This is a genomic window from Streptosporangium sp. NBC_01755, assembly GCF_035917995.1.
Lineage (GTDB): Bacteria > Actinomycetota > Actinomycetes > Streptosporangiales > Streptosporangiaceae > Streptosporangium.
The window spans coordinates 902524-926298 of the sequence record NZ_CP109131.1 but is presented as its reverse complement, the minus strand read 5'-3'; the positions used below and the strand labels follow the sequence as shown (position 1 = coordinate 926298).

The window sequence follows — 23775 nt, the reverse complement described above, 5'->3', positions numbered from 1 at the left end:
GGGGGAGCCAGTGCGGGGGAAAGCGTCGCCGACGGTCAGGCGTCCTGTGGGTCGGTCCCCTGGTTCTCATCGCTCTCGCGCAGGCTGCGGCCGGTCAGTGCGAGGAACACGTCGTCCAGGGTGGGCCGGGCGGTCTCGGCGGTGGCGACCTTCACCCCCGACGACTCCAGGTACCGCAGGTACTCCGGCAGCGCCGCGCCCGCGTGGGGCACCCGCAGCCGTACCGTCCTCCCGTCGACGGTGACCGCGTCCGGCCCGGTGATCCGCCCGGCGACCTCGGCGGCTCTCGCCGCCCCCGGCTCGTCGTGGACGGTGATCGTGACGCGGTCGCCGGCCAGGTCGCCCTTCAGTCGCTCGGCGGTTCCGTCGGCGATGATCCGGCCGTGGTCGATGATCACTACCCGTTCGGCCATGGTGTCGGCCTCCTCCAGGTAGTGGGTGGTCAAAAAGAGGGTCGTGCCGTGTTCCTCGCGCAGCCGCAGGATGTGCTCCCAGATGTTGGCGCGGCTCTGCGGGTCGAGGCCGGTCGAGGGCTCGTCCAGGAAAAGCAGACCGGGCCGGTGGATGAGCCCCAGGGCGATGTCGAGGCGGCGGCGCTGGCCGCCCGACAGGGTGCCGGGCTTCCGGGTGGCCAGCGCTTCCAGGTCCAGCAGGCCGAGGATCTCGTCGGCCCGCCGCCGCGCCTCGGCCCGCCGCAGCCCGTAGCAGCGCGCCTGGGTCACCAGCTCGTCGCGGACGCGAAAGTTCTCACCCGCGCTGTTCTTCTGGCCGACATAGCCGATGCGGGCGCGGACCCCGGCCGGATCCGACACGACATCGCAGCCCGCCACGGTCGCGGTTCCCGACGTCGGCGGGAGCAGGGAGGTCAGCATGCGCAGGCTGGTGGACTTGCCCGCGCCGTTCGGGCCGAGGAAGGCCACCAACTGGCCCTCCTCCACATCGATGTCGAGGCCGCGCACGGCGTCGACGCTTCCTTTTCTGATTTTGAATCGCCGGGTCAGCCCTCGGGCATGGATCATCGTCCCCTCCTCGGGGTGGGTGGTTGGTGGCATGCCGAAGAAAGCCCTGGTCGGGGGTCGGCTGGAGATGATTCATCTTTGCCCACGCGATCCGGATCAGGCAAACGTGAAAGGTATGTTCACATTTGCTCTGACCTGCGAAAACTCACTCTTCCTCGGGTCGGTGAACGGTCCTTTCCGCCGTCCGCCCGTGCCGGGTGTCCATGCTGACCTGGCCTTTTCCGACTCCGGCCGGAGCGATGGAAAATATTGTGGGATTCCCGTTCCGCTCAGCGACTCGGGCTCCGGCGACGACCTCCCGGAAGCGCCGGAACGCGAGAGAGCCCCGGACGCCGGATCGGCGCCCAGGGCTCCCGCACGCTTCTGGGGGAAGGCCGCCGGTCAGGTTCCCTCGGCGTGCGCGGGGACGTGGATCGGACGGGCATCGGCGGAGTCGTCGCGGCGGCGCTGGAGCAGGGTGTCGACGGCCCAGGGGCCGGGACCGAGTACGGCGATGATCAGGAACGACCAGCAGAACAGCGCCGCGGGCTCGCCGCCGTTGCGCAGCGGCATGAAGTCCTGCGGCAGGTGCACCATGAAGTAGGCGTAGGCCATCGAACCTGACGCGAGTATCGCGTTGACGCGGGTGAGGAACCCGGCGAGGACGAGCCCGCCGCAGACCACCTGGATGAGCGCGGCCCACCAGCCGGGCCAGACGCCGAACGCGAGGGCCTGGCCGGTGCCGTGGTTGCCGCCGAAGACACCGAACATCGATGCCAGGCCGTGGCACAGGAAAAGAAGGCTTGTCACGATACGGAAGAGCGAGAGCACTGGCCCGTTGAATCGGCTGATTTGCATGGAATCATCCCTGTTTTTCATGGCGCCGCGTGCCCGTTGTTTCCACACGGCGGCGCCGGGCCACGCTCTACCCTCGCATCGTACGGCTCGCTGACACGAAGGTCGGCGCCTTTGTTCAGCCCTTTGTCAAGTCATTTGTCAAGGCTGGGCGTCATGATGGATCGTCGCAGGTGCGATGTCTGGAATCGGCGATAAGTGCTGATCTGAAAGGAGGGAGTTAAGTGCAAAAGTCGCAGCTAAACTGAATTAATCACCATTTGGTGATATGTATTCTACTTGACGATTTAATATGCGTTTCAATCGTGCACCTGATTGGTGCTTTTCACACGCGGTCGTGAACCGTCACCTGTGCTCGCGGGGCGTGGAGGTCAGGAGTCCTTCCACGACAGGGCGAGGGTGGCGTGGCGCTTACGGAGGAGCAGCCCACCACTCGGAGGGTCATTCAGGTAGGCCTCGATCCGGAGTCCGGTCGTCATGGGGCGGTCCGCCATGTCCCACGCCTGGACGTGGGCGACCAGCTCGCCCGCGAGCCGCAGCCTGTCCGGCCCGTGGCCGCGAGCGATCAGGGTGCCGTCCGGCGACGGCTCCAGCATGCAGAGGTTGTCGCGCTCGACGATCCCGACGGCCATCCTGAACCCCGTCAGGTCGAGCGGGGGCGAGGCCAGCCACCCCGGCCGCGCCTCCGATATCGTGCACCAGCGGGGCTCGTGCACCGCCAGCCAGAGGCTCAGCCCGTCGAAGAGCTGGGAGAAGCCGATGCTGATCTCGGTGGACAGCTCGACCGCGGGCCCGTCGAGCGCCGCCAGCACGTCGCCGATCTCGCTCGCATCGGGCAGTGAGATCGTCAGGTCTGACTCCTGGTCCAGCACCAGGGTCGTCTCAGGGCCCGCGAAGGGCCCGCGCATCCGCATGAAACCGCAGGGCAGCACCGAGCGGCTCACCCAGTGCCCGTTCCGGCGCTCCATCGCCACCGAGCGCTGCACCCCCCGCAGGTCCAGCGGGGCCACGAGGCGCCCACCGGGCCCGAGCTGCCCAAGCCAGGCCGGTGCCAGGTCCCACACGCCGACGGTGGAGATCACCCGGTCGTAGGGCGCCCCCGGCCAGAACCCCTCGGATCCGTCGCCGCACACCAGCCTCACCTCGGGGTGTCCCGCGACCGCCAGGTGCTCCCCGGCGAGCGTCACCAGCTCGGGGTCGATGTCGACGCTCACGACCTGGCCCTCCGGCCCCACCAGGTGGGCGAGGAGCGCGGCGTTGTAGCCCGTCCCGGTCCCGATCTCCAGTACCCGCTGCCCGGGCTCCACTCCGAGCTGGTCGAGCATCAGGGCCATGATCGCCGGCTGGGAGGAGGAGCTGATCGGCCGGCCGCCGCCGTCGCGTTTGGTAACGATCGCGTCGTCCCGGTAGACGGTCTCCGCCGGAAGGTCCGGCAGGAACACATGTCGCGGCACCGCCCGCAGCGCGTCGGTCACCACCTCGCTGATCCCCCGCGTGCGTACCTGCGAGACCAGCTCTTCCCGTAACGCGTGCCACTCAGCCATCGTCGACCTCCGTGCCCTATGCGTGTCTGGCGCCCTGATTCATGCCCCTGCAGATGTGCAACGTCCCCATGGCGCCCCGGTGCCCAGCCTCTCTTGCCGATGTCGAAGCCGAGTCGAATGGGAAAACACGGGGGCCGTGACGGTACTCCGCATGCGAGTGCCGCGCAACGCTCGCCCGGGCGGGAATGTCCAAGGCCCGCCGCCATGAGATGCCGGCGGGCGGCTCCTGCCTTTCGATCGACGGGGAGAGGACCTGGAAGACCAGAAGCGTGGCCGCCGGCGTCCGGAGTTCCCGCGTGCCCCAAGTGTCACCGGGCGGTTCTAACCTTCTGGCATGAACAGCGATTTCGACTTCCTGCACGGCAGCTGGGACATCGCCAACCGTAGGCTCGTCAAACCCCTGAGCGGGAGGGATGAGTGGGAGGAGTTTCCCAGCGTCGCCGTCTGCCGCGGTTTCTTTGACGGCGCGGGCGTCTTCGACGAGATCACCTTCCCCACGAAGGGCTTCAAGGGGGTGTCGATACGGACCTTTGACGTCGAACGCGAACTGTGGGCGATCTACTGGATCAACAGTGAGACCGGAATCCTCCATAATCCCGTCTTCGGCACGTTCGCCGACGGGAAGGGGGTGTTCCACGGCGATGAAACCCACGAGGGCACGCCCATCCGGATGCGGTACACGTGGTCGGAGATCACACCGACATCGGCCCTGTGGGAGCAGGCGTTCTCCGCCGACGGGGAGAAGACCTGGGAGACCAACTGGACGATGAGGCACACCCGCCGCGCGTGACGCGGGGCCGCTCCCCGTGCCCGGGCCGGGATGGGAGCCCGTCAACGACCCCCTCCCGAAGGAGGGGGCTTGAGGCGCGGTAATGCGCTTTGAAGCCCCGCGTTGACCAGCCCTGGCCATCGCTCAAGGAGGTGCGTTTTGATGGCTACGTTGAACACGAGATCGCAGACCCACCGGCAGGTGCTTCCTCAGCCTGCCGCTCTGGAATTCGTGGGAGCAGACACGCCCGAGGGTGGGCACGAAACGGCTCACGGACACCGCTGTCAGGCGGTACCTGGTGTTCAACCCGGGCGAGGGGAGATCGAGCGGACCGGCACCCGGTCTGCTCGGCGTCACCCCGAGGATGCTTCGGTGTCCGAGGGAGCGAACCGTGAGGTTCACCCTGTCGTGTTCGTCCTGGACGCCCGCGGCCACCCGCTCGACCCCTGCCACCCCGCCCGCGCCCGCCGCCTGCTGGCGGCCGGGCGAGCGGTGGTTCACCGCCACACCCCGTTCGTCATCCGCCTCAAGGACCGGTCGGTGGCCGATTCCACCGTGGCAGGCCTGCAGGTCGGTATCGACCCCGGCTCCAGGCACACCGGCCTGGCCGTGTTCATCGACCATGACGGTAGCCGGGCCGGCCGGTATGCGATCCAGCTCGACCACCGGGGCGCGCTGATCCGTGACAGGCTCGCCTCGCGGGCCGCACTGCGCCGTGCCCGCCGGGGGCGGAACCTGCGTTACCGCGCCCCCCGGTTTCTCAACCGGACCAAGCCGAAAGGGTGGCTCGCGCCGTCGCTGCGCCACCGCGTCGACACCACCTTGTCGTGGGTGGCGCGGCTGAGTCGGTGGGTGCCCGTGGCCGCCGTGCACGTGGAGCGGGTCTCCTTCGACACTCACGCCCTGTCGGCCGGGCGGCCGCTCGAAGGAGTGGAGTATCAGCAGGGCACCCTCGCCGGGTACGAGGTCCGCGAATACCTGCTGGCCAAGTGGGGGCGCACCTGCGCCTACTGCGGCGCGAGCGGCGTACCTGTGAACCTTGACCACATCCACCCCCGCAGCCGGGGCGGCTCCGACCGTGTCAGCAACCTCACCCTGGCCTGCGTCGGCTGTAACCAGACCAAGAACGCCACCCCCGTGCAGGAGTTCCTGAAAACCAGACCCGCAATCCTGGCGAAGATCCTCAAGCAGGCGAAAGCGCCACTGTGCGACGCCGCCGCCGTCAACACCACCCGCTGGGCACTGTGGCAGGCGCTGGAGGCCACCGGCCTACCCGTGGCAGGCGCCTCCGGCGGTCGTACGAAGTGGAACCGGTCGCGTACCGGCGCGCCGAAGTCGCACACGTTGGACGCGTTGCACGTCGGCGAACTGGAGAGCGTGACCGCCTGGCCGTCGACGGTCCTGGTGGTCGCGGCGACCGGTCGCGGCGCCTACGCCCGCACCACCCCCGACCGATACGGGTTCCCCCGTCTTGTCCGGCCACGGAGCAAACTGCGCCACGGCTTCCAAACCGGCGACCTGGTCCGGGCGAACGTCCCGGCGGGCAAGAAGGCCGGGGTTCACCTCGGGCGAGTCCTGGTCCGCTCCTCCGGCTCGTTCGACATCACCACCCGGCACGGTCGCGTCGCCGGGATCAACCACCGGCATGTTCGCCACCTTCAACGCGCGGACGGCTACGGCTACACGACTCAGAAAGAAGCCGATCGAAATGACCGACCGGTCAGGGCACGCTCGGGCCTTGGCGGCCCTCCCGCTCCCGATTCCGCCCCGGCCCGAAGGCCGGGGCATCCTCGGGAGGTTCTGGTGAATCGGCTCGGGTCGGGGTTGGGTGGGTGGAGGACGATATCGGTAGCCCTCCACCCTCGGCCCTGGGAGTGTGGACCGCCGTCCGGCGTTCGGGGGACGGAGCCGGACAGCCGCGACCCTATGTTTCCGCCGACCCGATGTATGCGTAGAAATACATCCCTACCGCAGGAAGAACTCATTACCCTCGGGGTCGGTCTCGGGGTCGGTCATGAGGTCCGGCATCCTCCCCACTCCTCCGCCTTGCGAATCTCGGGGCGCCCAGAGCGGCGAGCCGCTCGGCCTCCGCCGTCACGAGCCTCCGCCGTCACGAGCCTCCGCCGTCACGAGCCCTCGCCGTCACGAGCCCTCGCCGTCACGAGCCCTCGCCGTCACGAGCCCTCGCCGTCACGAGCCCTCGCCACTCCTCCGAAGGCGTACCCGGGGGGAGCGGAGGAGTCACGGGCACGCCCTATGCCCACTCGGCCAGGATTCCGGCCTCCTTCTCCGGGTCGATGCCGTGCCCGCGGAACGCGCGCTCGCCCGGGGGGACCTCACCCAGCCACGCCCAGGTGTCGCGTACGGTCTCGGCGACCGGGCGGCAGGTCAGCCCGGCCGCGATGGCCTTCGCCGACGACGGCAGCCAGACCCCGGCGAACTCGGGACCGCCGGGAGTCCAGACGGGGAACTCGCTCCACGGCGACACCTCCCGATCGAGCAGGAAGCGGTCGTCGACCCAGACGAACTCGGCGTCCGAACCGGTCGCCGCGCGGCACTCGGCCAGCCAGCCGCCGTAGGTGATGTTGCCCCGCACCCCGCTGGTGAGGAAGCGGTCGGCCGTCCCGGCCTCGGCATGGGTGAGGACGAACGCGGCGATGTCGCGGGCGTCGATGAGCTGCATCGCCCGGTCCGGGTCACCAGGGGCCAGGACCCGTCCGCCTCGGGAGATCCGGTCCAGCCACCAGGGCAGGCGGCCCACGTTCTCGTACGGGCCGAGAATGAGACCCGGCTGGATGATCAGCGCGTTGCCGTCGAAGCCCTCCACCGCCCGCTCGCAGCCCGCCTTGAGGATGCCGTAGTGACCGTCCTCGGGCCCCGCGTCCGGCGCGCACTCGTAGCGTGGCGAGCTCTCGTCGCACTCCCGCTCGGGAAAGTCGGAGATGGCCGAGATGCTGGAGATGTACGCGTAGGTGCCTGCCCGGCCGCCGAGCCTCCGCACCGACTCGCCGACGACCCTCGGGACCTGCCCGTGGACATCGATGACGGCGTCCCACTCCCGGCCCGCCACCAGGCGATCCAGGTCTTCCGGAACCTCGCGGTCACCTTTGACGGCCTCCACGCCCGGCAGGTCGACCCCGCTGCGCCCTCGGTTGAACGTCGTGACCTCGTGCCCGCGCCGCAGCGCCTCCTGGGTGATCGCCCGGCCGAGGAAGATCGAACCACCCATGATCAGAATTCTCATAGCGCCTCATTCTTGGCGCCCGGCGGATAGGGGGCCACGGGCTTTCACCCGTAGCGCAAGCCATCCGCTCACAGCGGACGGCTCGCGATCGGAGGATGCTCCAGCAGGTGCACCCGGGCGCTGCCGATGTCGAAGTACATGCCGACCAGCTCCAGGTGCCCGGCGCGGAACAGCCGGTCCACCTGCGGGTAGGTCCGAAGGTTTTCCAGCTGCTGGATCACGTTGACCCGGCAGAGGCGGTCCAGCGGGCCCTCGTCGTCGCCGGCGCTCTCGCCCGCGATGAACCGTGCCAGGGTGTGGTTGCCGTGGCGTAGCCAGCGGCCCAGCGCCGGCAGACCCGCGGCCTTCTCGCCCCCGCTGAGCAGCGCGGTCATCGCCCCGCACCCTGAGTGCCCGCAGACCGTGATGGTGCGGACGTTGAGCGCGTCCGTCGCGTACTCGATCGTCGCCGCCACCGAGTCGTCCGCCGGCACGGAATCCCGCCGGGGCACCAGGTTGCCGAGGTTGCGAAGGGTGAACAGGTCTCCCGGGCCGCTGGCGGTGATCAGGTTCGGCACGATGCGGGAGTCCGCGCAGGTGATGAAGAGATGCGAGGGCTCCTGCCCGCGAGCCATCCCGTGCAGGAGCGGGCGGACCAGCGGTGCCGTGCGCCGGTGGAACTCCCGCGCCCCGGCCAGCAGATCGGGCACGGCGGGACTGCCGCCGCGGGGCGCGTGCCGGGTGGCGACCAGCGGGTGGCGGATCGAGCGCCGCCCGCTCCGCCGGTGGGACCAGGGCAGCCACCACCGGTCCGGCGCCAGGGGCGGGGTCTTGGCGGGAAACACCCGGGCGCCGCTGGCCGCCATGGCGTACCACTCGTCGTGGATCTCGTCGATGTCCACGGTCCCGCCGCCGCGCTCGTGCTCGTGCCGCCAGTCGTGGATGGCCTCGAAGGCCGCGTTGTCCATGAAGTCGATGTTCAGGTCGAGGTCGACCGAGGCCCCCGCCGGGATGGCCCGCAGCTCCGAGGTGAGTGTGGGCACCCCCAGGAAGGTCAGCGAACCGGCGATCACCACGTGCCAGCGGCCGTCCGGCTCGGCGGTGGCCCGCACGGTCACCCGGGTGAGGCGGCGCAGCGCGAACAGCGCGGCGAGGCCGAGGCCGACCAGCACTCCCTCGGCGAGGCCGAGCAGCACCACCCCGGCCATCGTGACGACGTACACCGGCACCTCGCTGTGGCCGCGCAGGTTACGCAGATGCCCCATGTTGACCATCTGCACACCGATGAAGACCAGCAGCGCGGCCAGCGCCTCCATCGGGATCAGGGCGATCATCCACCCCAGCCCGACCGCGAACAGCAGGATCCACACGCCGTGCAGGATCGTGGACCAGCGGCTGCGTGCCCCCGCCCTGACGTTGGTGGTGCTGCGGACGATGACCCCGGCCACGGGCAGGCCGCCCAGCACGCCGGTCACCATGTTGGCCACGCCCTGGCCGATGAGCTCCCTGTCGAGGTCGGAGCGCCTGCCCTCGTGCAGCTTGTCGACGGCCACCGAGCAGAGCAGCGACTCCACCCCGGCCAGCAGCGCCACGATCAGCACCGCGGCGATGATCCCGTGCCAGTCGCCCGTGGGCCAGAGCGGGGTGGCCCAGGAGTCCAGGCTGGCGGACAGGTCGATCCGGGTGACCTCCCAGCCGAGCGTCCAGGCGGTCACCGAGGCGGTGAGCAGGGCCGCCAGCGGTGCGGGAAAGACCCGCAGCCGAGCCGGCATACGGGTCCAGGCGACCAGGACCGTGATGGTCAGCAGGCCGACGAAGACCGCGTGCGTGTGGTTGTTGATGATCTGCTGGGGCAGCTCGACCAGGTTCTCGATCGCGGAGCGCTGCGGGTTCCCGCCGAGCACCACGTGCAGCTGGGCGAGGGCGATCACCACGCCCACCCCGGCGAGCATGCCGTGCACCACGGCGGGCGAGACCGCCAGCGCCGAGCGGGCGACCCGGCAGACGCCCAGCAGCAGCTGCAGGACGCCCGCGAGTAAAGTGATCATGCAGGTGGCCCGCCAGCCGTATCGCACCACCAGATCGGCGACCACCAGGGACAGTCCCGCGGCGGGCCCGCTCACCTGGACGACGGAGCCGCCCAGCCGACCCGCCACCACACCGCCCACCACACCGGCGATGAGCCCTGCCGCCAGTGGTGCTCCCGAGGCGACCGCGATGCCCAGCGAGAGGGGCAGGGCCACCAGGAAGACCACCAGGGAGGCGGGCAGGTCGTACCACAGCACAGAGGCGATGCGACCCGCCGTCAACGCCCCGTCGCTCTTCGTGTCCGTCTCCATGAGCAGACCCTACGGGGCCGCCCCCCGTCAGCCGGGCGTTTACCGCGGGCTTTTACGGAGGACGGGGAGAATCAGCGGTAATAGTCGGGGTAGTCGGGCTCCTGGGCGGCCCGGTGGTTGCCCCGCGAGCCGGCCCCTCCTCCCTCGGCAGGGGTGGTCTCGGGGGCGGTGCCGTAGAGCTCGCCGTAGCTCGGCCAGCTCGCGCCGTCGCTCCCGTTGGGAGCGCCGGGCTCCGGCCACGCGACCGGGCTGGCCGGGCTGGCCGGGGTGGCGGGCTGGGGCTCGTAGCCGTACCCGCCGGTCGTCCCACCCTGCGGGGCGGCCGGGCGGTCCTGGGCGGGGGGGAAGGTTCGGGAGGGGCCGGTCGAGGCGGAGACCGCCGGGCTCGGACCGGTGATCGCGTCGTCTTCGATGGTTGCCCAACCCGAGCTGACCTCGTACGAGCCCGCGGGCGGCGCGCCGTAGACCGGTGTCTGGTACGAGGAGTAGGACGGGGCCGGGTCGTCGAGGATGTCGGCGGTGTTCGCCGCAGGCCAGCCACCCGACGTCGGGCTCGTGGCCTGCGCCCACGGGTTGTCCGCCACGTTGCTCTTGGGCGGCTGCGCCGGGTGGCGGTAGGGCGCCGTGAGCGGGTCGGGCGCGGACGCGGCGGGGAAGCCGCCGCTGGTCGTGGGACCCATGGGGGGCATCGAGGCGGGCGGCCCGCCGTTGCCCGGGCGGGCGCCGGGCGAGCCGCTGCCGGCCGAGGGGGAACCCGCGCCACTGGGCCGGGAGCCCGCGCCGCGGCGGAAGTACGAGCCGCCGAGCGGGTCGTTCAGCGGGTCGGGCCGGGAGGGGCCGCCGTTGCCCTGGACGGGCTGGGGCGCCGGCTGCGAGGACGGCCGGTTCCCGCCACGGCGGGAACTCGCCCGCGAGGGGCGGGCGTCGCCGAAGGTGCCGGGGGTGGGAGCCGCGAACGTCACGGTCCTCTGCTCGGCGAGCGACGCCGCGGTGGGCGCCGGATTCGGCTGGACCGGGGCGATGAGGTCGTCGAGGCCGGAGGGCAACGAGGCGGAGGCGACGGCCGGCTCGGGCGCGGGCCTGGCCGGTCGAGGCATGGGGGGGTGCGGGGTGCTTCGGGATGGCTGGGGCCTGATCGGGAGCGGAGCCTGCACCGTCGTCGCGTCGGCGTCGACCTGCTGGTTCTCCTGGTTCTCCTGGTTCTCCTGGTCGACGGGACGACTCGCGCCCATCTGAGCTGCCAAGGGCCCTCCGAAACCGCCCTCGTCAGCCTGGAGCCGTGTCCAGTAGTCGTCGTCGTAGTCGTCCACCTGACCGAACTCGTTCATCCCACGCTTGCCCCGGGCGCTCGGCGGCCGTGGCTGGCGTGGCGGCTTCGGCTCGTCGAACGGTGTCAGGTCAGGGGTGAAATGGTTCATCTTCGGTTCTCTAGTGGCGAAGTCGTCGCTGGACATGGTCGGAGTCAGCGCCTCCTTCTCCGCCATCTCCCGCAGACGTTCCGCCGGGAGCGCGCTCTCCCTGCGGTTCATCGACCGCATTCCCAGTGCCACGACGACGAGCACGAGGAGCACGACGGCGACCAGGCTTACTACGACCGCGATCATTGCACCACCCTCAAGGCCATGGCCTTACAGCGGCGCCGGTGAGATCGCGCGGCCATCGACGCGACCTTCCCCCATGCATCACCTGCGCTTGGACATTGGATCTGATTGTGTCGGACCACTATGAGCGTTGTCACACCCTAAGTGAAGAATTGGTAACCATTACTACCTCCGGTGTTTGGCCAGTCACTCGATGTGTGCCGCGGTGAGCCGTCCCCAGGCGATCGTCTTGTCCGCGATGCTCTTCAAGGTCTTGTCAAGGGAGGCTCCCTTGTGAAGATCGACCTTGTCATCGAGCGCGTAGACAGTGAAACGATAGTTCTCCCGGACGTCGCACGGGGGGCTATAGCCCACCTTGCCGTTCGTGGTACTTCCCTCCACGGCTCCCACCGGGACGCCACCCTCGGGCAGTTCGTTGGTGCGGGGGTCGATGTCAAAAACGACCCAGTTCACCTCGCCGTCCGCCCGGGAGTTGTTGTCCGCCACGATCGCGACGGACTTCGTGCCCTCGGGCACGCGAGACCAGCGCAACGGGGGATTGCCGACCGAACCCTTGCATGAGTAGTCGGACGGCAGGGGGCCGCCGTCTCTGACCCGGGGGCTGAAGACGCTGATCGGCTCCAGTTGCGACCTCTCCGTCGAGGCCATGCCGCTGGCCATCCCACAACCCGAGGACGCGACGACGAGCGCCGCGGCGATCGCCACTCCCGAGGTGAGCCGCGGGCGGCGCGTAGACATGTTTGGCTGCCCCATGCCCGATGATGCTACGCGGGTCTAGAAGATGTGCAGACCGGATCGCGAGGTTCCGCGGTGGGGAAAAGGCCGAAAAACGGGCAAAACCGAGGGACGGAAGGGACGGGAGTGAACATCAAACTAGTTTCGCCGCCCCGGACCTCCGCTCGTTGGTCAGGTCTCGCCGCTCCCGGTGTTCGTGACGCCTGAGACTTCTGTGCCGGCTGGAACGCCTGTGACGGCCGCGCCCCTGAGGCGGCCCCCGAGGCGCCCCCGAGGGGGCCGCCCTGCCCCCGAGGGGGCCGCCCTGCCCCCGAGGGGTCCGCCCTGCCCCTGCGGGGTCCGTCCGGACCCGTTTCCCAGGCCACACCGGAAACCTCGTGCAGCGGCCTGTCCGGAGCTTCTTGGGGAAAGGCGCCCAGGGGCACGCAGGGAGCCGTGCCAGTGGATGGCCGTGAGGGGGAGGCGTGGCGGGGATCGGTCAGGCGGGGATCGGTCAGGCGGTGCCTCGCGAGGCGAAGGAGGGACCCGCGGCGTACCGCGGTGACCGACGACGACGCGGCGAGACACCGCCTGACCACGGTGGGCAAAAGATCCAAGGGACGGGGCCTAGACGCGGCTGCGGAACGCGCGGATCGCCAGAGGGGCGAAGACCACGGCGAAACCCGCGGCCCAGAGCAGCGAGAAGAGAACGGCCCTGGTGACGTCGCCGCCGATGAGCAGGCCGCGGATGGCGTCCGCCAGATGCGTGACGGGGTTGATGTCGGACCAGGCCTTCAGCCAGGACGGGAAGGTGGCCGACGGCGCCAGGGCGCTGCTGGTGAAGGTCAGCGGCATCATCGTGGAGAAGGCGATCATCTGCACCTTCTCGGGACTGGAGGCCTTCAACCCGATCAGCACCGACATCCAGGACATGGCCAGGGCGACCACGACCAGCAGTGCCAGGGCGCCCAGCACTCCGAAGACACTGGTGGTGACCCGGAAGCCCAGCACCATGCCGAAGCCGACCAGCAGGGCGAAGGCCCATATCTGCTTGACGGTGTCGGCGATGATTCGCCCGGACAGGGGCGCGGTGCGGGCGATGGGCAGGCTCCGCAGCCGGTCGAAGACGCCCTTGGTGATGTCGGTGTTGAGGCCGATAGCGGTGGAGAGCGTGTAGAACAGGGCGTTCTGTACGAGCAGGCCGGGCAGAGCGAACTGCAGGTAGTCGCCGGTGGAGCCGGAGATGGCGCCGCCGAAGACGTAGGTGAACAGCAGCAGGAACATGATGGGCTGGATGCTCAGATCCAGCAGCTCCCACGGGTTGTGCTTGATCTGGACCAGGCTGCGCCAGGCCAGTGTCATGGTCTGCTGCAGCGTGGCCAGGGGAGTGACGCGCTTGGCGGCCATCCGCGGGATGGTCGTCGTCAGCGTGGTCATGCGAATGCCTCTTCTTTCTCGGGGACGTCCTTGTCGTCGGGCAGATGGCCGGTGATGGCCAGGAAGACCTCGTCCAGGCTGGACTTGCGCAGCGCGAGCTCCGAGGCGATGACACCCTGCTCGTCCAGGCGGCGCACGATCACGGGAACGGCGGCGGGATCGTGGACGGAGGCGGTGGCCCTGCCCCCGCTGAGGTCGGGGATCTCGCCCAGCACATCGGCCAGGATCTTGCCGACCAGATCGAGGTGCTCGGCCTGCGAGGGACGCACCTCCAGGACCTGTGCGCCGGTGGTCGCCTTGAGCTGGTCGGAGGTGCCTGAGGCGATGACCCTGCCGTGGTCGAAGACGACGATGTCGTCGGCGAGCTGGTCCGCCTCCTCCAGATACTGGGTGGTGAGCAGCACGGTGACCCCGTCGGCCATCAGGCCGCGCACCACGCTCCACAGGTCGGTGCGGCTGCGCGGGTCGAGCCCGGTGGTGGGCTCGTCGAGGAAGAGCACCTGGGGGCGGCCGACCAGACTGGCGGCCAGGTCCAGCCGGCGTCGCATGCCGCCGGAGTAGGTCTTGGCGGCCCGTCCGCCGGCGTCGGACAGATCGAAGCGCTCCAGCAGCTCGCCCGCGCGCGCCCGGGAGTCGGCGCGCGTCATGCCCAGCAGGCGGCCGATCATCACCAGGTTCTCGATGCCGGTGAGCATCTCGTCGACGGCGGCGTACTGCCCGGTCAGGCCGATCAGCGAGCGCACCTGGTGGGCCTGGCGCGTCACGTCGTAGCCGCCGACGCTGGCGGTGCCGGCGTCAGGGCGGAGCAGCGTCGCCAGGATGCGCACCGCGGTGGTCTTGCCCGCCCCATTGGGGCCCAGCACGCCGAGCAGGCGCCCCTGGGGAACGAGGAGATCCACCCCGTCCAGCGCGCGGGTCTTCCCGTAGCGTTTCACCAGACCCTCGGCCTGGATCGCATAGGTCATCGGTCATGCCTCTCCGTGGTTTCCGGACCTCCAGCATGTACTGCGCCACCGACACTTTTGCGCCCCTCTGCCCGGCGGCGGGGAAACGGGTGAGGACAGATCGCGGAAGGGGAGCCGCCTCATCGGGAGCGCCTGCCCGCAGGACCTGCCGCGATGCCCGCCGAGGTCCGGCGGAACTTTTTGCGTCACACCGCCGGAGCACCCTGCGGGACATGACCGTTTAGGCTGACAGCGTGAACGACCGAGCCGATAAGCCCAGCCCCGCCTCAGAGGAGGCCACGGCGGCCGGTCGGCCGGGCGAGCGTCGCAGAGCCACCTCCGGGCGTGCCCGAGTCTCCCTGCGCGCCCCCGCCAATCCGGTTTCACGCAAGGCAGTCACGTTGTGGCTGATGGAGGGGATTTTCTGGTCCATTGTCCTGGTCGGCGGCTCTTTCTTCCTGGCGAGGTGGATCGACGAGGGCCGCTGGTCATGGTTGCCCGGATGGGCACTGGACAACATCTGGTGGCTGCCGTGGTTGATGGTGCTGCTACTGGTGCCCGGCGCGCTCGTCGAGCCGTTCTGGCGGTACGCCGTGCACAGATGGGAGCTCAGCGAGGACGTTGTCTATGCCCGTTCCGGATGGCTGAGCAGGGAATGGGTGTTCGTCCCGGTCAGCAGGATCCAGACCGTCGACAAGGCACAGGGCTGGTTCGAGCGCATGCTGGGCCTGGCAACCGTCGAGATCCGCACCGCCTCCCACGCGGGCTCGTCCACGATCAAGGGTCTCGACTACGGTGTCGCCGCCGAGCTGGCCGAAGGGCTCGCCCGGCGCGCGGAAGAGCTCAGGGACGACGCGACGTGACCGGATCTCCCGGCGACCGTTCACCGGCCGGGCCGCCGGAGGGCGGCGAACCCGCCGTGCCTCATTCCGGCGCCGTGCCTCATTCCGGGTCTCCCGGATCCGTTCCGCCTCCCGGGCCCGGCCACGCTCGTCCGGCAGACCGGACGGAGGCGCCGCTGCGGCTCAGCCCGAAGGTTCTGCTGACCGATCCGATCCGGATGCTGCCCTCGCTCTTCCTGCCGCTGGCCGGTGTCCTGTTCCTCGGCGGGTTCTCTCCAGGATCGTTCGTGTGGGCGGCGCTGGGCGTCGTCGGCTCCGTCGCGTTCTCGGCCGTGCGCTGGGCCACCTTCACCTACCGGATCGCCGGTGACCGGATGGAGCTCACCCGGTCGCTGATCAGCAGGTCGGTGCGGACGATCCCGCTGGAGCGGATCCGCGGCGTCGACGTCAGTGCCCCGCCGCTGCACCGCCTGCTCGGCATCGCCGTCCTGCGGATCGACACCGGTGCCGGCGGCGACGACAAGCAGGAGGGTGAGCTCGACGGGGTCACCGTCGAGGAGGGGGAGCGGCTCAAGGCGGTGCTGCTCTGGCACGCACGCGCCCGGACGGCGAGACGCGTCCAGGCCGAGGCGGCTTCGGCACCCGGCTCCGGCGAGCTCACGGCCGCGAACGCGACGGAGCCGACGACGTCCGCCACCGTCCGTCACGAGGCGGGTGATGCGCTCCCCGAACGGGTGTTCTTCGTGTTACCGCGAAAGTGGCTCGTCTACGGCCCGCTCTCCGGCTCCTACCTGCTGACCCCGTTCGCGCTGGTCGCCGGTGCCGTGGGCCTGGCGTTCCAGTGGGGCGGCGAGTTCAAAATCGACAGGCGGGTCGTGATGGGCGCGGGGGAGTGGCTCTGGGAGCGTCCGCCCCTGCTCGCCGCTGCCCTGGTGCTGCTGATCCTGGCCATGCCGGTGGTCGGTGTGATCATGTATGCGGTGTTCAACTGGGATTTCACCCTCCGCGCCAGCGAGGGATACCTGATCACCGGGCGCGGTCTGGTCACGCGCAGGAGCGTGTCCCTGGAGCGGCGCAGGGTGCGAGGGTTCGAGTTCGTGGAAGGGCTGGTCGAGCGCTGGGCGGGGTTCGGCCGCGCATGGGCGATCGTGACCGGTCTCGGCGACTCGGAGACCCGGGGCCAACTGCTTCCCGTCGCCCCGAGGGACACCGTGCTCGACGTGGTCGGTGAGGCGATCGGCCCGGTCGCCACCGGGCTGCGGCCCCACCCGCCGGCGGCGCGCAGGCGCCGGCTGTTTCGGGCGATCTTTCCGTGGCTGGTCGTCGCCGCCTGTGCGACGGCGGCGGCCATGTTCTGGTCAGGGCTCTGGTGGGCGCTCGCGGCGCCCGCGCTGCTCCTCGCGCTGCTGGGCATCCCGCTCGGCCTCGACCGCTACCGGTCCCTCGGCCACACGTACGACGGGAGCCGCCTGTCGGTCCGCTCGGGGTCGTTGCGCCGCTCACAGGCGGTGGTGGAGAAGCGGGCGGTCGTCGGCTGGACCCTGAGCCAGACCTGGTTCCAGCGCCGCGTCGGTCTGCTGACCGTGACCGCGGGCGTGGGCGCGGGCACCGGCGGCTACGCCGCCCTCGACGTCGATGAGGCCGAGGGGCCGGCCTTCGCCGCCGAGGTCACCCCGAGCTGGCTCGCCCCGTTCCTCGTTTCCGAGGACCCCATCCGCGAGAACCCGCCTTCCGGGGAGTCCGCAACCCTTGGGGCAGCCGCACCCGGCGCGCCGGGAGGGGCACGTCCGTCCGGCGAACCGCCCGTGCGGGGCAGGTCGTCCTCATCCGGTGAGCCGCCAGCCTCGCCCGGGGACTCGGGGAACGGCTGACATCCGTGAAGCGGGGGGCCGGTGTTCCGGTCACCCCCGCCTGACGCGGTGCGGGTCAGTCCTGGCGGCGAGCGCCGAACATGATCTCGTCCCAGGTGGGCACGGACGCGCGCCGCCCTCGGGACTTCTTGGCAGGTCGCGCCGGAGCCGGTGCCGGCTTCGGCGGCTCCGCGGGCTTCTCCGCCGCGGGCTTGTCGACCTTGGTCTCCTGCATGGCCCCCGTGTCCCCCTGTGTCTCTTGCCTGCCCGGCTCGGCCTTGGCCCGCTCGTCCACGCTGACGCGCGCCGCCGGTACAGCTATCGAGCCCTCCTGGGCTGGTTCGGTCTCCGGCGCGGGGGTCTCCTTCGCAGCGGTGCCGTTCTCCGCTTTCGTGGAGTCTCGCTGCTCTGCCGCCTTCCCGCCCGGGGTGGACCGCTGCTCGGCGGGCTTGGACAGGACGGCGGCCGGGACCGGCTCCGGTGGGGGTGCGGCGGTGGGCCGGGAGGGTTCCGAAACCTCGGCGACCTCGAAAACCTCAGCCCCCTTGTGAGCCTTCGTGACCTCCGGTGTCTTCGTGACCTCCGGTGCCTTCGCGACCTCCGTGGCCACGGGTTCGGCCGTGGCCACGGCGGCCATCGGCTCCGGGGGGGCGGCCGGCACGTGCGCGAGAGCCGGCTCGGTGGCGACCTGCTCGGGCACGCCGGATCCGGTGACCGGTTCCCGCGCCGTGGCGGGCGCCGGCTCCGGTGCGCCGGCCGAGGGCGGCCCGACCGGAGACGACTCCCAAGACGGCCCGGCCGCCGTCACCGGTGGCTGGACAGCGGCAACGGGTTGCGGCGCGGCGGGTGCCGCGGGCTCCGGCTCCGGGGAGGGGAGCGGCTCGTGCACGGTGACGGGCTCCGGCGACACCGGCTCCGGAGGCCTGATCCACGCGGCGGGATCGGAGTCCTCGGCCGCCGGAACGGTGGGCTCCGGGATCCTGCCAGGCTGGTATCCGGCCGGGTCGGGAGCGCGCAGCGGCGGCACCGACACCCTCGGGGCCTCGTATCCGGCGGGGAGCGGCGGCATGGGCGGCTGCTGATAGGCGGGCCGGTGCTGGGCCGCGGGCTCGTGCCGCAGGACCGATGGGAACGCGACCGGCTGCTGGTTCGGCGGTTCGGGTGCCAGCGGCGGCACCGGAGCGAGTTTGGCCACGCGCGGCACGAACGGCGTGACCGTGGTGTCCTCGACCGGGTTGACGTCCTCGCCGCTGGACAGGCGCAGGGCCTCGTCGTCGTGGGGCGTGATGTGGCGCCGGCGCGGGTCGAAGAGCCACTCGGCGTTGCGCGTGTGACCGTTCCACACGAACCCGAGCTTGATGCGCCACATGTTGTCGTCCCGCTTGGCGGAGTCCCACTCGATCTCGTCGGCGGGTACGCCGCGGCGGGTCAGCCGCTCGGCGACCAGGTCGCCGAGAGTGGGACCGGGAGCGGAGTCGCCGGGCAGGCGTACGGCGCAGCGCTGCGCCTGCTGTGCCATGTACTCACGTTCCTGGAGCACGGGGCCCTCGAACCACCGCACGCGCTCGACCGGGATGCCCGCCGTATTGGCGATCTCCTCCGCGGTCTCGCCGGCACGGATCCGGGCCTGGATCTCCTTGGGGCGCAACGGACTCTCCACTTCGATCTCGTACTGGCCGAGACGGGAGAAGTTGCCGCGGACGGCAGCACGGAGCCGGTCGTCGACGGGCAGCGTGAACCGGGTACCCCGGCCGGCTGTCGCCAGCACGAGATAGGTTCCGTCCTCACTCACCGCGACGAGTCGGAGCTCCTGCATGCGAGTCCCTTCGTCGTCGTGCTCAATCTTCCCCCGGACCCTTGAGTCTCTCGCGTGTGCCGGTTGCCTGCCAGCACCGTACCCGGCATGTCCGAACATCGCCTTCCTGGATGGGGCTCGCAGCGATGTGACGCCGGTCACATTTGCTCCATTCATCTAATTACAGGGCACCGGTCTGGAGCAGCAACTTCGGGATCCTCAAGGGATTCTCACGGATAACTCCGTGAACCGCTGCGGACTTCCACCAAGAACCGGGAGATGGCGGTGAGGCCGGTCCGCCGATCCGGGGAGGGGACGTCGCGATCGCGGCGTTGTGCGGGGGGCGGTCGTCGCGGTCCGTGACGACGGATCGCGGCGGCGGCTGGCATGGACGGCGGGAGAAGGTCATCTCCAGCGGACTCCCTCGGGGTCGAGCGGCGCGGGTGTCTGCGAATCTGCCCGTCGCACACGCCGGGGGAACGACGGGACACGCGGACGCGTCACTCTTCGAGCGAGCCTTTGCGCCACCCTTTACCGAAAGCTTGTGAGAAGCGACCGAATCGGGGGAACGGGCGGCGGGGGCGGGGGTCCTTCACCTCAGGACGGTGTCGAGATACTCGTTGCCGAAGGCGCGTCCGGGGTCGAGGACGTCCCGTACCGCCAGGAAGTCGGCGAACCGGGGATAGACCGCCGTCAGGTAGGCCGCGTCGCGGGTGTGCAGCTTGCCCCAGTGCGGGCGGCCACCCATCCTCGTCATGATCTCCTCAACGCCTTCGAAGTAGGCGGGGTTCGGTGTCGGCCGGTAGACGTGGCAGGCGATGTAGGCCGAGTCCCTGCCGTAGGCGGTGGACAGCCAGGCGTCCGAGGCGGGGGTGACCCGCACCTCGATCGGGAAGCTGATCTTCCAGTCCGTTGCCTCCAGCAGGTCGCGGACCTCGTGGAGGGCCTGACCGAGGTGCTCACGCGCGATGGCGTACTCCATCTCCAGGAAGCGCACCTGGCGCACGCTCGTGAAGATCCGATGCGAGGCGTCGGTGTGGGTCGAGGCCGACAACGTCGCGGCCGAGAGCGCGTTGAGCCGGGGGATGGCGCCCGGGTGGCGGCCACCGATGCCGCACACCGCGCCGAACAGGGTGTTCTCCACGAAGTGGTTGTCGAGCCAGTGCCTGAACGCGCTCGGCGGCCGGGCCGGGCCGGGGCTGCGGTTGTTGCGCTTGGTCAGGCAGGTGTCCGTGTGCGGCATCCAGAAGAAGTCGAAGTGCTCGTTGCCGGCGACGAGGGAGTCGAGGGAGTCCAGGATCGAGGACAGTGCCATCGGCCCCCGGACGCTGCGCAGCAGGAAGGAGGGCTCCACCCGGAAGGTCACCGCGGTCACCACGCCGAGCGCGCCCAGGCCCACCCTGGCCGCGTCGAACAGGTCCTGCTCGGCCATCCCGCGGATCTTCCCCTCGCCGTCGCCGCGGACCGTGACGATCTCGCCGTCGGCGAGCACCATCTCCAGCGCCACTACCTGGTCGGCCAGCCCGCCGATGTCCCTGCCGGTGCCGTGGGTGCCGGTCTGGATGGCCCCGGCCACCGTCTGGGCGTCGATGTCGCCCATGTTGGCCAGGGCCAGACCCCTGCGGTGCAGTTCCCCGTTGAGCACGCCGATCGTCGTCCCCGCCTCGGCCGTCACCCAGCCGTCTCCCACCTCGCGGATCCCGGTCAGCGCGTCCGGCCGCAGCAGGACGCCGTCGGTCAGGGCGACCGCGGTGAACGAGTGCCCGGTGCCGATCATCCGCACCCGGCGTCCCGAGGCGACGGCATCGCGCACCGCCCGCGAGACCTCCTCGGCGGAGGACGGTGTACGGACCTCCGCGGGGGTGGCGGACTGGTTCCCCGCCCAGTTGCGGAAGGTCTCGCCCATGCTCACTCCTGCCCTGCGGGTGTCACCCGGACGCCTCGTGGGCACGGCGTCCCCGGGACGCCCGCTCGCGACACGCGGGTTACCGCCGGTTCGTCACTCGCTCCGCCAGTAAATATGAACAATACTCATGATTGTTGCCGGGCGACAGGGGTTCGCAGCCAGGCGGAGCCGCCGACGCCGATCGCCACGGCCAGCAGGGCGCAGACGAAGGAGAACCCGTAGGCGTTGGAAGCGCCGAACGCGTCGGTGAGCCTGCCGCCCGCCCACGCGCCGATCGCCACGCCGAATCCGACCGAGGTCGAGATCCACGCCATGCCCTCGGTGAGCAGGTGGGCGGGGACCAGTCGCTCGGTCAGGCTGTAGCCGGTGATGACGGTCGGGGAGATGGCCATCCCGGCCAGGAAGAGCGCGCCCGCCATGACCCTGACATCGTCGATGAGCATGATCGGGGTCAGGCCCACGGCGAACACCGCGAGCGAGCCGATGAACCTGCCGCGCAGCGAGACGGTCCATTGCCGCGCGCCGTACCAGAGCCCCGAGACCAGGCTCCCGCCGGCGAACGAGGCGAGCAGCAGTCCGGCGGCGGCCTTGACGCCCTCCTCCTCGGCGAACGCCACCGTGACCAGGTCGACCGAGCCGAACACCGCCCCCATCGCCAGGAAGGCGCATGACATCAGGGCGACGCCGGGGATGGTGATCGGGGTGCCCGAGCGCTCTTCCCTGGGGCGGACGGGCGGCTCCGTGCCACGCTGCAACCCGAAGGCGATGGTGCCCACGGTCGTGCAGACCAGAGCCACGATCAGGCCCGTGTACGGGTTGATCATGGTGGCCAGGGCAGTGACCAGCGCCGGGCCCGCGACGAAGATGACCTCGTCGGCGACCGACTCGAAGGAGAACGCCGTGTGCAGCCTCGCCGTCCCGCCCAGCAGGTGCGACCAGCGGGCGCGCACCAGCGAGCCGAGCGAGAGCGCGGTCGCGCCGACCGCCACACCGGTGGCGAAGAGCGTCCACCGGGGGGCGCCGAACTCGGCGCAGAGCATCATGCCGGTCAGCGTGGCGCCGTGCGCCAGGGTGAGCGGGATGACTATTCTGGCCTGGCCGAACCTGTCCACCAGACGCCCCGACAGGGGAGCCGCGATGGCGTAGGAGACGCTGACGGTGGCCGCGACCGCCCCCGCCGTCGCATAGGAGTCGGTGAGCGCCTCGATGAGCAGCACGATGCCGATGCCGAGCATCGACATGGGCATTCGCCCGAAGAATCCCGCGATGACGAAACCCTTGACGCCGGGCGTGCTGAAGAGCCCTCGGTACGGCCCGACCACTGACACCTCTTGATGCTCTATGCGTGTGAAACATCCTGACGATTCCGCACGGAATCGCTCCTCGGCAAGTGATTTTCCAGGCAACGGCTCCCGACGCGGTCCGTTGAGGCTAACGTGAGCTCGGTGTCACGTCTTTCCGGGTTGAGGGTGTTCGTCCCAGTAGTGGTTGCTCTGACCGCACTTGTCGCTCTCGGCGGAGTCGCGCTCGCGGTGATCACCGGCGGTCGTCCCGCGGCCCCGGATGGGAACGCCGTCGTGGAGTCCCGCATCCGGGACCTGTCGGCGCTCGCGCCGGTGGTCGGCCGGACGGCGGTCCCGCCGGCCACGGCAGACGCGGCGAACCCGGAAAACCCCGGGAGTCCGGATCCGCCGAGCCCGGACCGGGGGAGCCCCGGCCCGAACAACCCGGTGGGCGGGGAGGCCGCCCCGGAGAACCCGGCCTCGCGGCCGTCCTCGGCCCCCGGCCCGGTAGGGACAGCGGCCCCCGGCCCGGTAGGGACAGCGGCCCCCGGCCCGGTAGGGACAGCGGCCCCCGGCCCGGTAGGGACAGCGGCCCCCGGCCCGGTAGGGACAGCGGGGCCAGGGCCCGCCTCCACCCCGCCTCGGCTGCTGGTCATATCACCGTCGACGCTGACCGAGCAGACCAAGGAGGACATCTCCCGGCTCAAGTACGTCCAGAAGATCGACTCCTTCGACGGCGGGGCGGTCAAGGTGTCCGGGGTCGGGCTCAACCTCATCGCGGTCGACCCCGACCGTTTCCGGGCGTGGGCCCCCAGGGCCGTCGCCGATCAGCAGGGCGTGTGGAGCGCCCTGGCCAGGGGCGAGTTCGTCGCCGACAGCTCGGCGGCACGCCGCCTGGGCCTGGTCCTCGGCGCGGAGTACCAGGTGGACGACGGTCCCCGGCTACGGGCAGCGGCCTCGGCCACCTTCGGCCTGCCGGGTGTGGACGGCATCGTGGGCACCGAGACCGGCCGCCGGCTGGGCCTGTTGCCGGGGGTGGCGCTGCTCGTGCACGGGCCCCGGAAGGCCACCGCCGTTCTCAAGGCGCGGGTGGGCAGGCTGCTCGGCCCGGGCTCCCACGTGGTCGCCGTCGGTGCGGCCGCCACGGCGAAGACCACCACCGACAAGACCACCACCGACAAGACCACCACCGACAAGACCACCGCGGGCAAGACCACCACCGACAAGACCACCGCGGGCAAGACCACCACCGGCGGGTCGACCGCGAAGGCGGCCCGGGTGACGGTCGGCAGACCCGGCAGCTACCTGGAGCTCTACCGCAGGTCGGCCGAGGTCTGCCCGGGGCTCTCCTGGACGGTCCTGGCCGCGATCGGCCAGGTGGAGAGCTCCCACGGGCGCAACAACGGCCCCTCCTCGGCGGGTGCGCAGGGCCCGATGCAGTTCATGCCCGCCACCTGGAAGGCCTACGGCGTGGACGGCGACGGCGACGGCGTCGCCGACATCTGGAGCCCCTACGACGCGGTCCCCTCGGCGGCCAACTACCTGTGCGCGAACGGGGCGGCCCAGGGCGGCAAGAAGCTGGAGAAGGCCATCTGGTTCTACAACCACTCCTGGTCGTACGTTTCCAAAGTCCTGGCCATCTCCCGCGGCTATGCCGACGCCTACCCCTGAAGGC

At 70.5% G+C, this 23775-nt stretch carries 16 protein-coding genes and 1 pseudogene; 5 read left to right on the top strand and 12 right to left on the bottom strand.

The window, feature by feature from the left end; all coding sequences use genetic code 11:
• Positions 1 to 35: 35 nt before the first annotated feature.
• The 3 genes from OG884_RS03925 to fxlM form a co-directional block, all read right to left on the bottom strand.
• Entirely contained in the window at positions 36 to 1019 is a 984-nt protein-coding gene (locus tag OG884_RS03925) for an ATP-binding cassette domain-containing protein (protein WP_326642222.1), read from the bottom strand.
• A gap of 381 nt (positions 1020 to 1400) precedes the next feature.
• The gene (locus OG884_RS03920) at positions 1401 to 1856 is read right to left on the bottom strand and encodes a DoxX family protein (RefSeq protein ID WP_326642221.1); all 456 of its coding nucleotides are present in this window, start codon (positions 1854 to 1856) and stop codon (positions 1401 to 1403) included.
• A 368-nt stretch (positions 1857 to 2224) separates the two neighbouring features.
• Complete coding sequence (gene fxlM / locus OG884_RS03915; protein ID WP_326642219.1) at positions 2225 to 3397, bottom strand: methyltransferase, FxLD system; 1173 nt, start codon at positions 3395 to 3397, stop codon at positions 2225 to 2227.
• Positions 3398 to 3731: 334 nt separating this feature from the next.
• On the opposite strand from fxlM, the gene OG884_RS03910 reads away from it, so the two are divergent.
• Together OG884_RS03910 and iscB are read left to right on the top strand one after the other, a co-directional pair.
• Positions 3732 to 4187: a hypothetical protein gene (locus OG884_RS03910; protein ID WP_326642218.1), complete on the top strand. Its 456-nt coding sequence runs from the start codon at positions 3732 to 3734 to the stop codon at positions 4185 to 4187.
• 141 nt (positions 4188 to 4328) lie between these two features.
• A pseudogene (gene iscB / locus OG884_RS03905) lies at positions 4329 to 5519 on the top strand (RNA-guided endonuclease IscB); the annotation flags it as partial.
• A gap of 901 nt (positions 5520 to 6420) precedes the next feature.
• Here the strand turns inward: iscB and OG884_RS03900 are convergent.
• The 6 genes from OG884_RS03900 to OG884_RS03875 form a co-directional block, all read right to left on the bottom strand.
• Positions 6421 to 7410, bottom strand: a complete 990-nt coding sequence (locus OG884_RS03900) for an NAD-dependent epimerase/dehydratase family protein (RefSeq protein WP_326642216.1) — start codon at positions 7408 to 7410, stop codon at positions 6421 to 6423.
• Positions 7411 to 7478: 68 nt separating this feature from the next.
• Entirely contained in the window at positions 7479 to 9728 is a 2250-nt protein-coding gene (locus OG884_RS03895; RefSeq protein ID WP_326642214.1) for a SulP family inorganic anion transporter, read from the bottom strand.
• A 71-nt stretch (positions 9729 to 9799) separates the two neighbouring features.
• Positions 9800 to 11332, bottom strand: coding sequence for a hypothetical protein (locus OG884_RS03890; protein ID WP_326642212.1), 1533 nt, complete (start codon positions 11330 to 11332; stop codon positions 9800 to 9802).
• Positions 11333 to 11515: 183 nt separating this feature from the next.
• On the bottom strand, positions 11516 to 12067 hold the full coding sequence (locus OG884_RS03885) for a YbhB/YbcL family Raf kinase inhibitor-like protein (protein ID WP_326642210.1): 552 nt from the start codon (positions 12065 to 12067) through the stop codon (positions 11516 to 11518).
• A 603-nt stretch (positions 12068 to 12670) separates the two neighbouring features.
• Positions 12671 to 13480 carry an ABC transporter permease gene (locus OG884_RS03880; protein WP_326642208.1) on the bottom strand — a complete coding sequence of 270 codons (810 nt, stop codon included), beginning with the start codon at positions 13478 to 13480 and terminating at the stop codon, positions 12671 to 12673.
• Entirely contained in the window at positions 13477 to 14445 is a 969-nt protein-coding gene (locus OG884_RS03875) for an ATP-binding cassette domain-containing protein (RefSeq protein WP_326642206.1), read from the bottom strand. The genes OG884_RS03880 and OG884_RS03875 overlap by 4 nt, the downstream gene beginning before the upstream one ends.
• Positions 14446 to 14678: 233 nt before the next feature.
• On the opposite strand from OG884_RS03875, the gene OG884_RS03870 reads away from it, so the two are divergent.
• Together OG884_RS03870 and OG884_RS03865 are read left to right on the top strand one after the other, a co-directional pair.
• Entirely contained in the window at positions 14679 to 15287 is a 609-nt protein-coding gene (locus OG884_RS03870) for a PH domain-containing protein (RefSeq protein ID WP_326642204.1), read from the top strand.
• A gap of 197 nt (positions 15288 to 15484) precedes the next feature.
• Positions 15485 to 17137 carry a PH domain-containing protein gene (locus OG884_RS03865; RefSeq protein ID WP_326642203.1) on the top strand — a complete coding sequence of 551 codons (1653 nt, stop codon included), beginning with the start codon at positions 15485 to 15487 and terminating at the stop codon, positions 17135 to 17137.
• Between the two features lie 55 nt (positions 17138 to 17192).
• Here OG884_RS03865 and sepH read toward each other — a convergent pair whose 3' ends face one another.
• The 3 genes from sepH to OG884_RS03850 all read right to left on the bottom strand — a co-directional run bounded on the left by sepH (position 17193) and on the right by OG884_RS03850 (position 22145).
• Positions 17193 to 18932 (bottom strand): septation protein SepH, encoded by a 1740-nt coding sequence (gene sepH, locus OG884_RS03860; RefSeq protein ID WP_326642202.1) that lies wholly within the window; start codon positions 18930 to 18932, stop codon positions 17193 to 17195.
• 571 nt (positions 18933 to 19503) lie between these two features.
• The gene (locus tag OG884_RS03855; RefSeq protein ID WP_326642200.1) at positions 19504 to 20817 is read right to left on the bottom strand and encodes a D-arabinono-1,4-lactone oxidase; all 1314 of its coding nucleotides are present in this window, start codon (positions 20815 to 20817) and stop codon (positions 19504 to 19506) included.
• 125 nt (positions 20818 to 20942) lie between these two features.
• Positions 20943 to 22145 (bottom strand): MFS transporter, encoded by a 1203-nt coding sequence (locus tag OG884_RS03850; RefSeq protein ID WP_326642198.1) that lies wholly within the window; start codon positions 22143 to 22145, stop codon positions 20943 to 20945.
• A 117-nt stretch (positions 22146 to 22262) separates the two neighbouring features.
• On the opposite strand from OG884_RS03850, the gene OG884_RS03845 reads away from it, so the two are divergent.
• Entirely contained in the window at positions 22263 to 23771 is a 1509-nt protein-coding gene (locus OG884_RS03845; protein ID WP_326642196.1) for a lytic murein transglycosylase, read from the top strand.
• Positions 23772 to 23775: the final 4 nt, after the last annotated feature.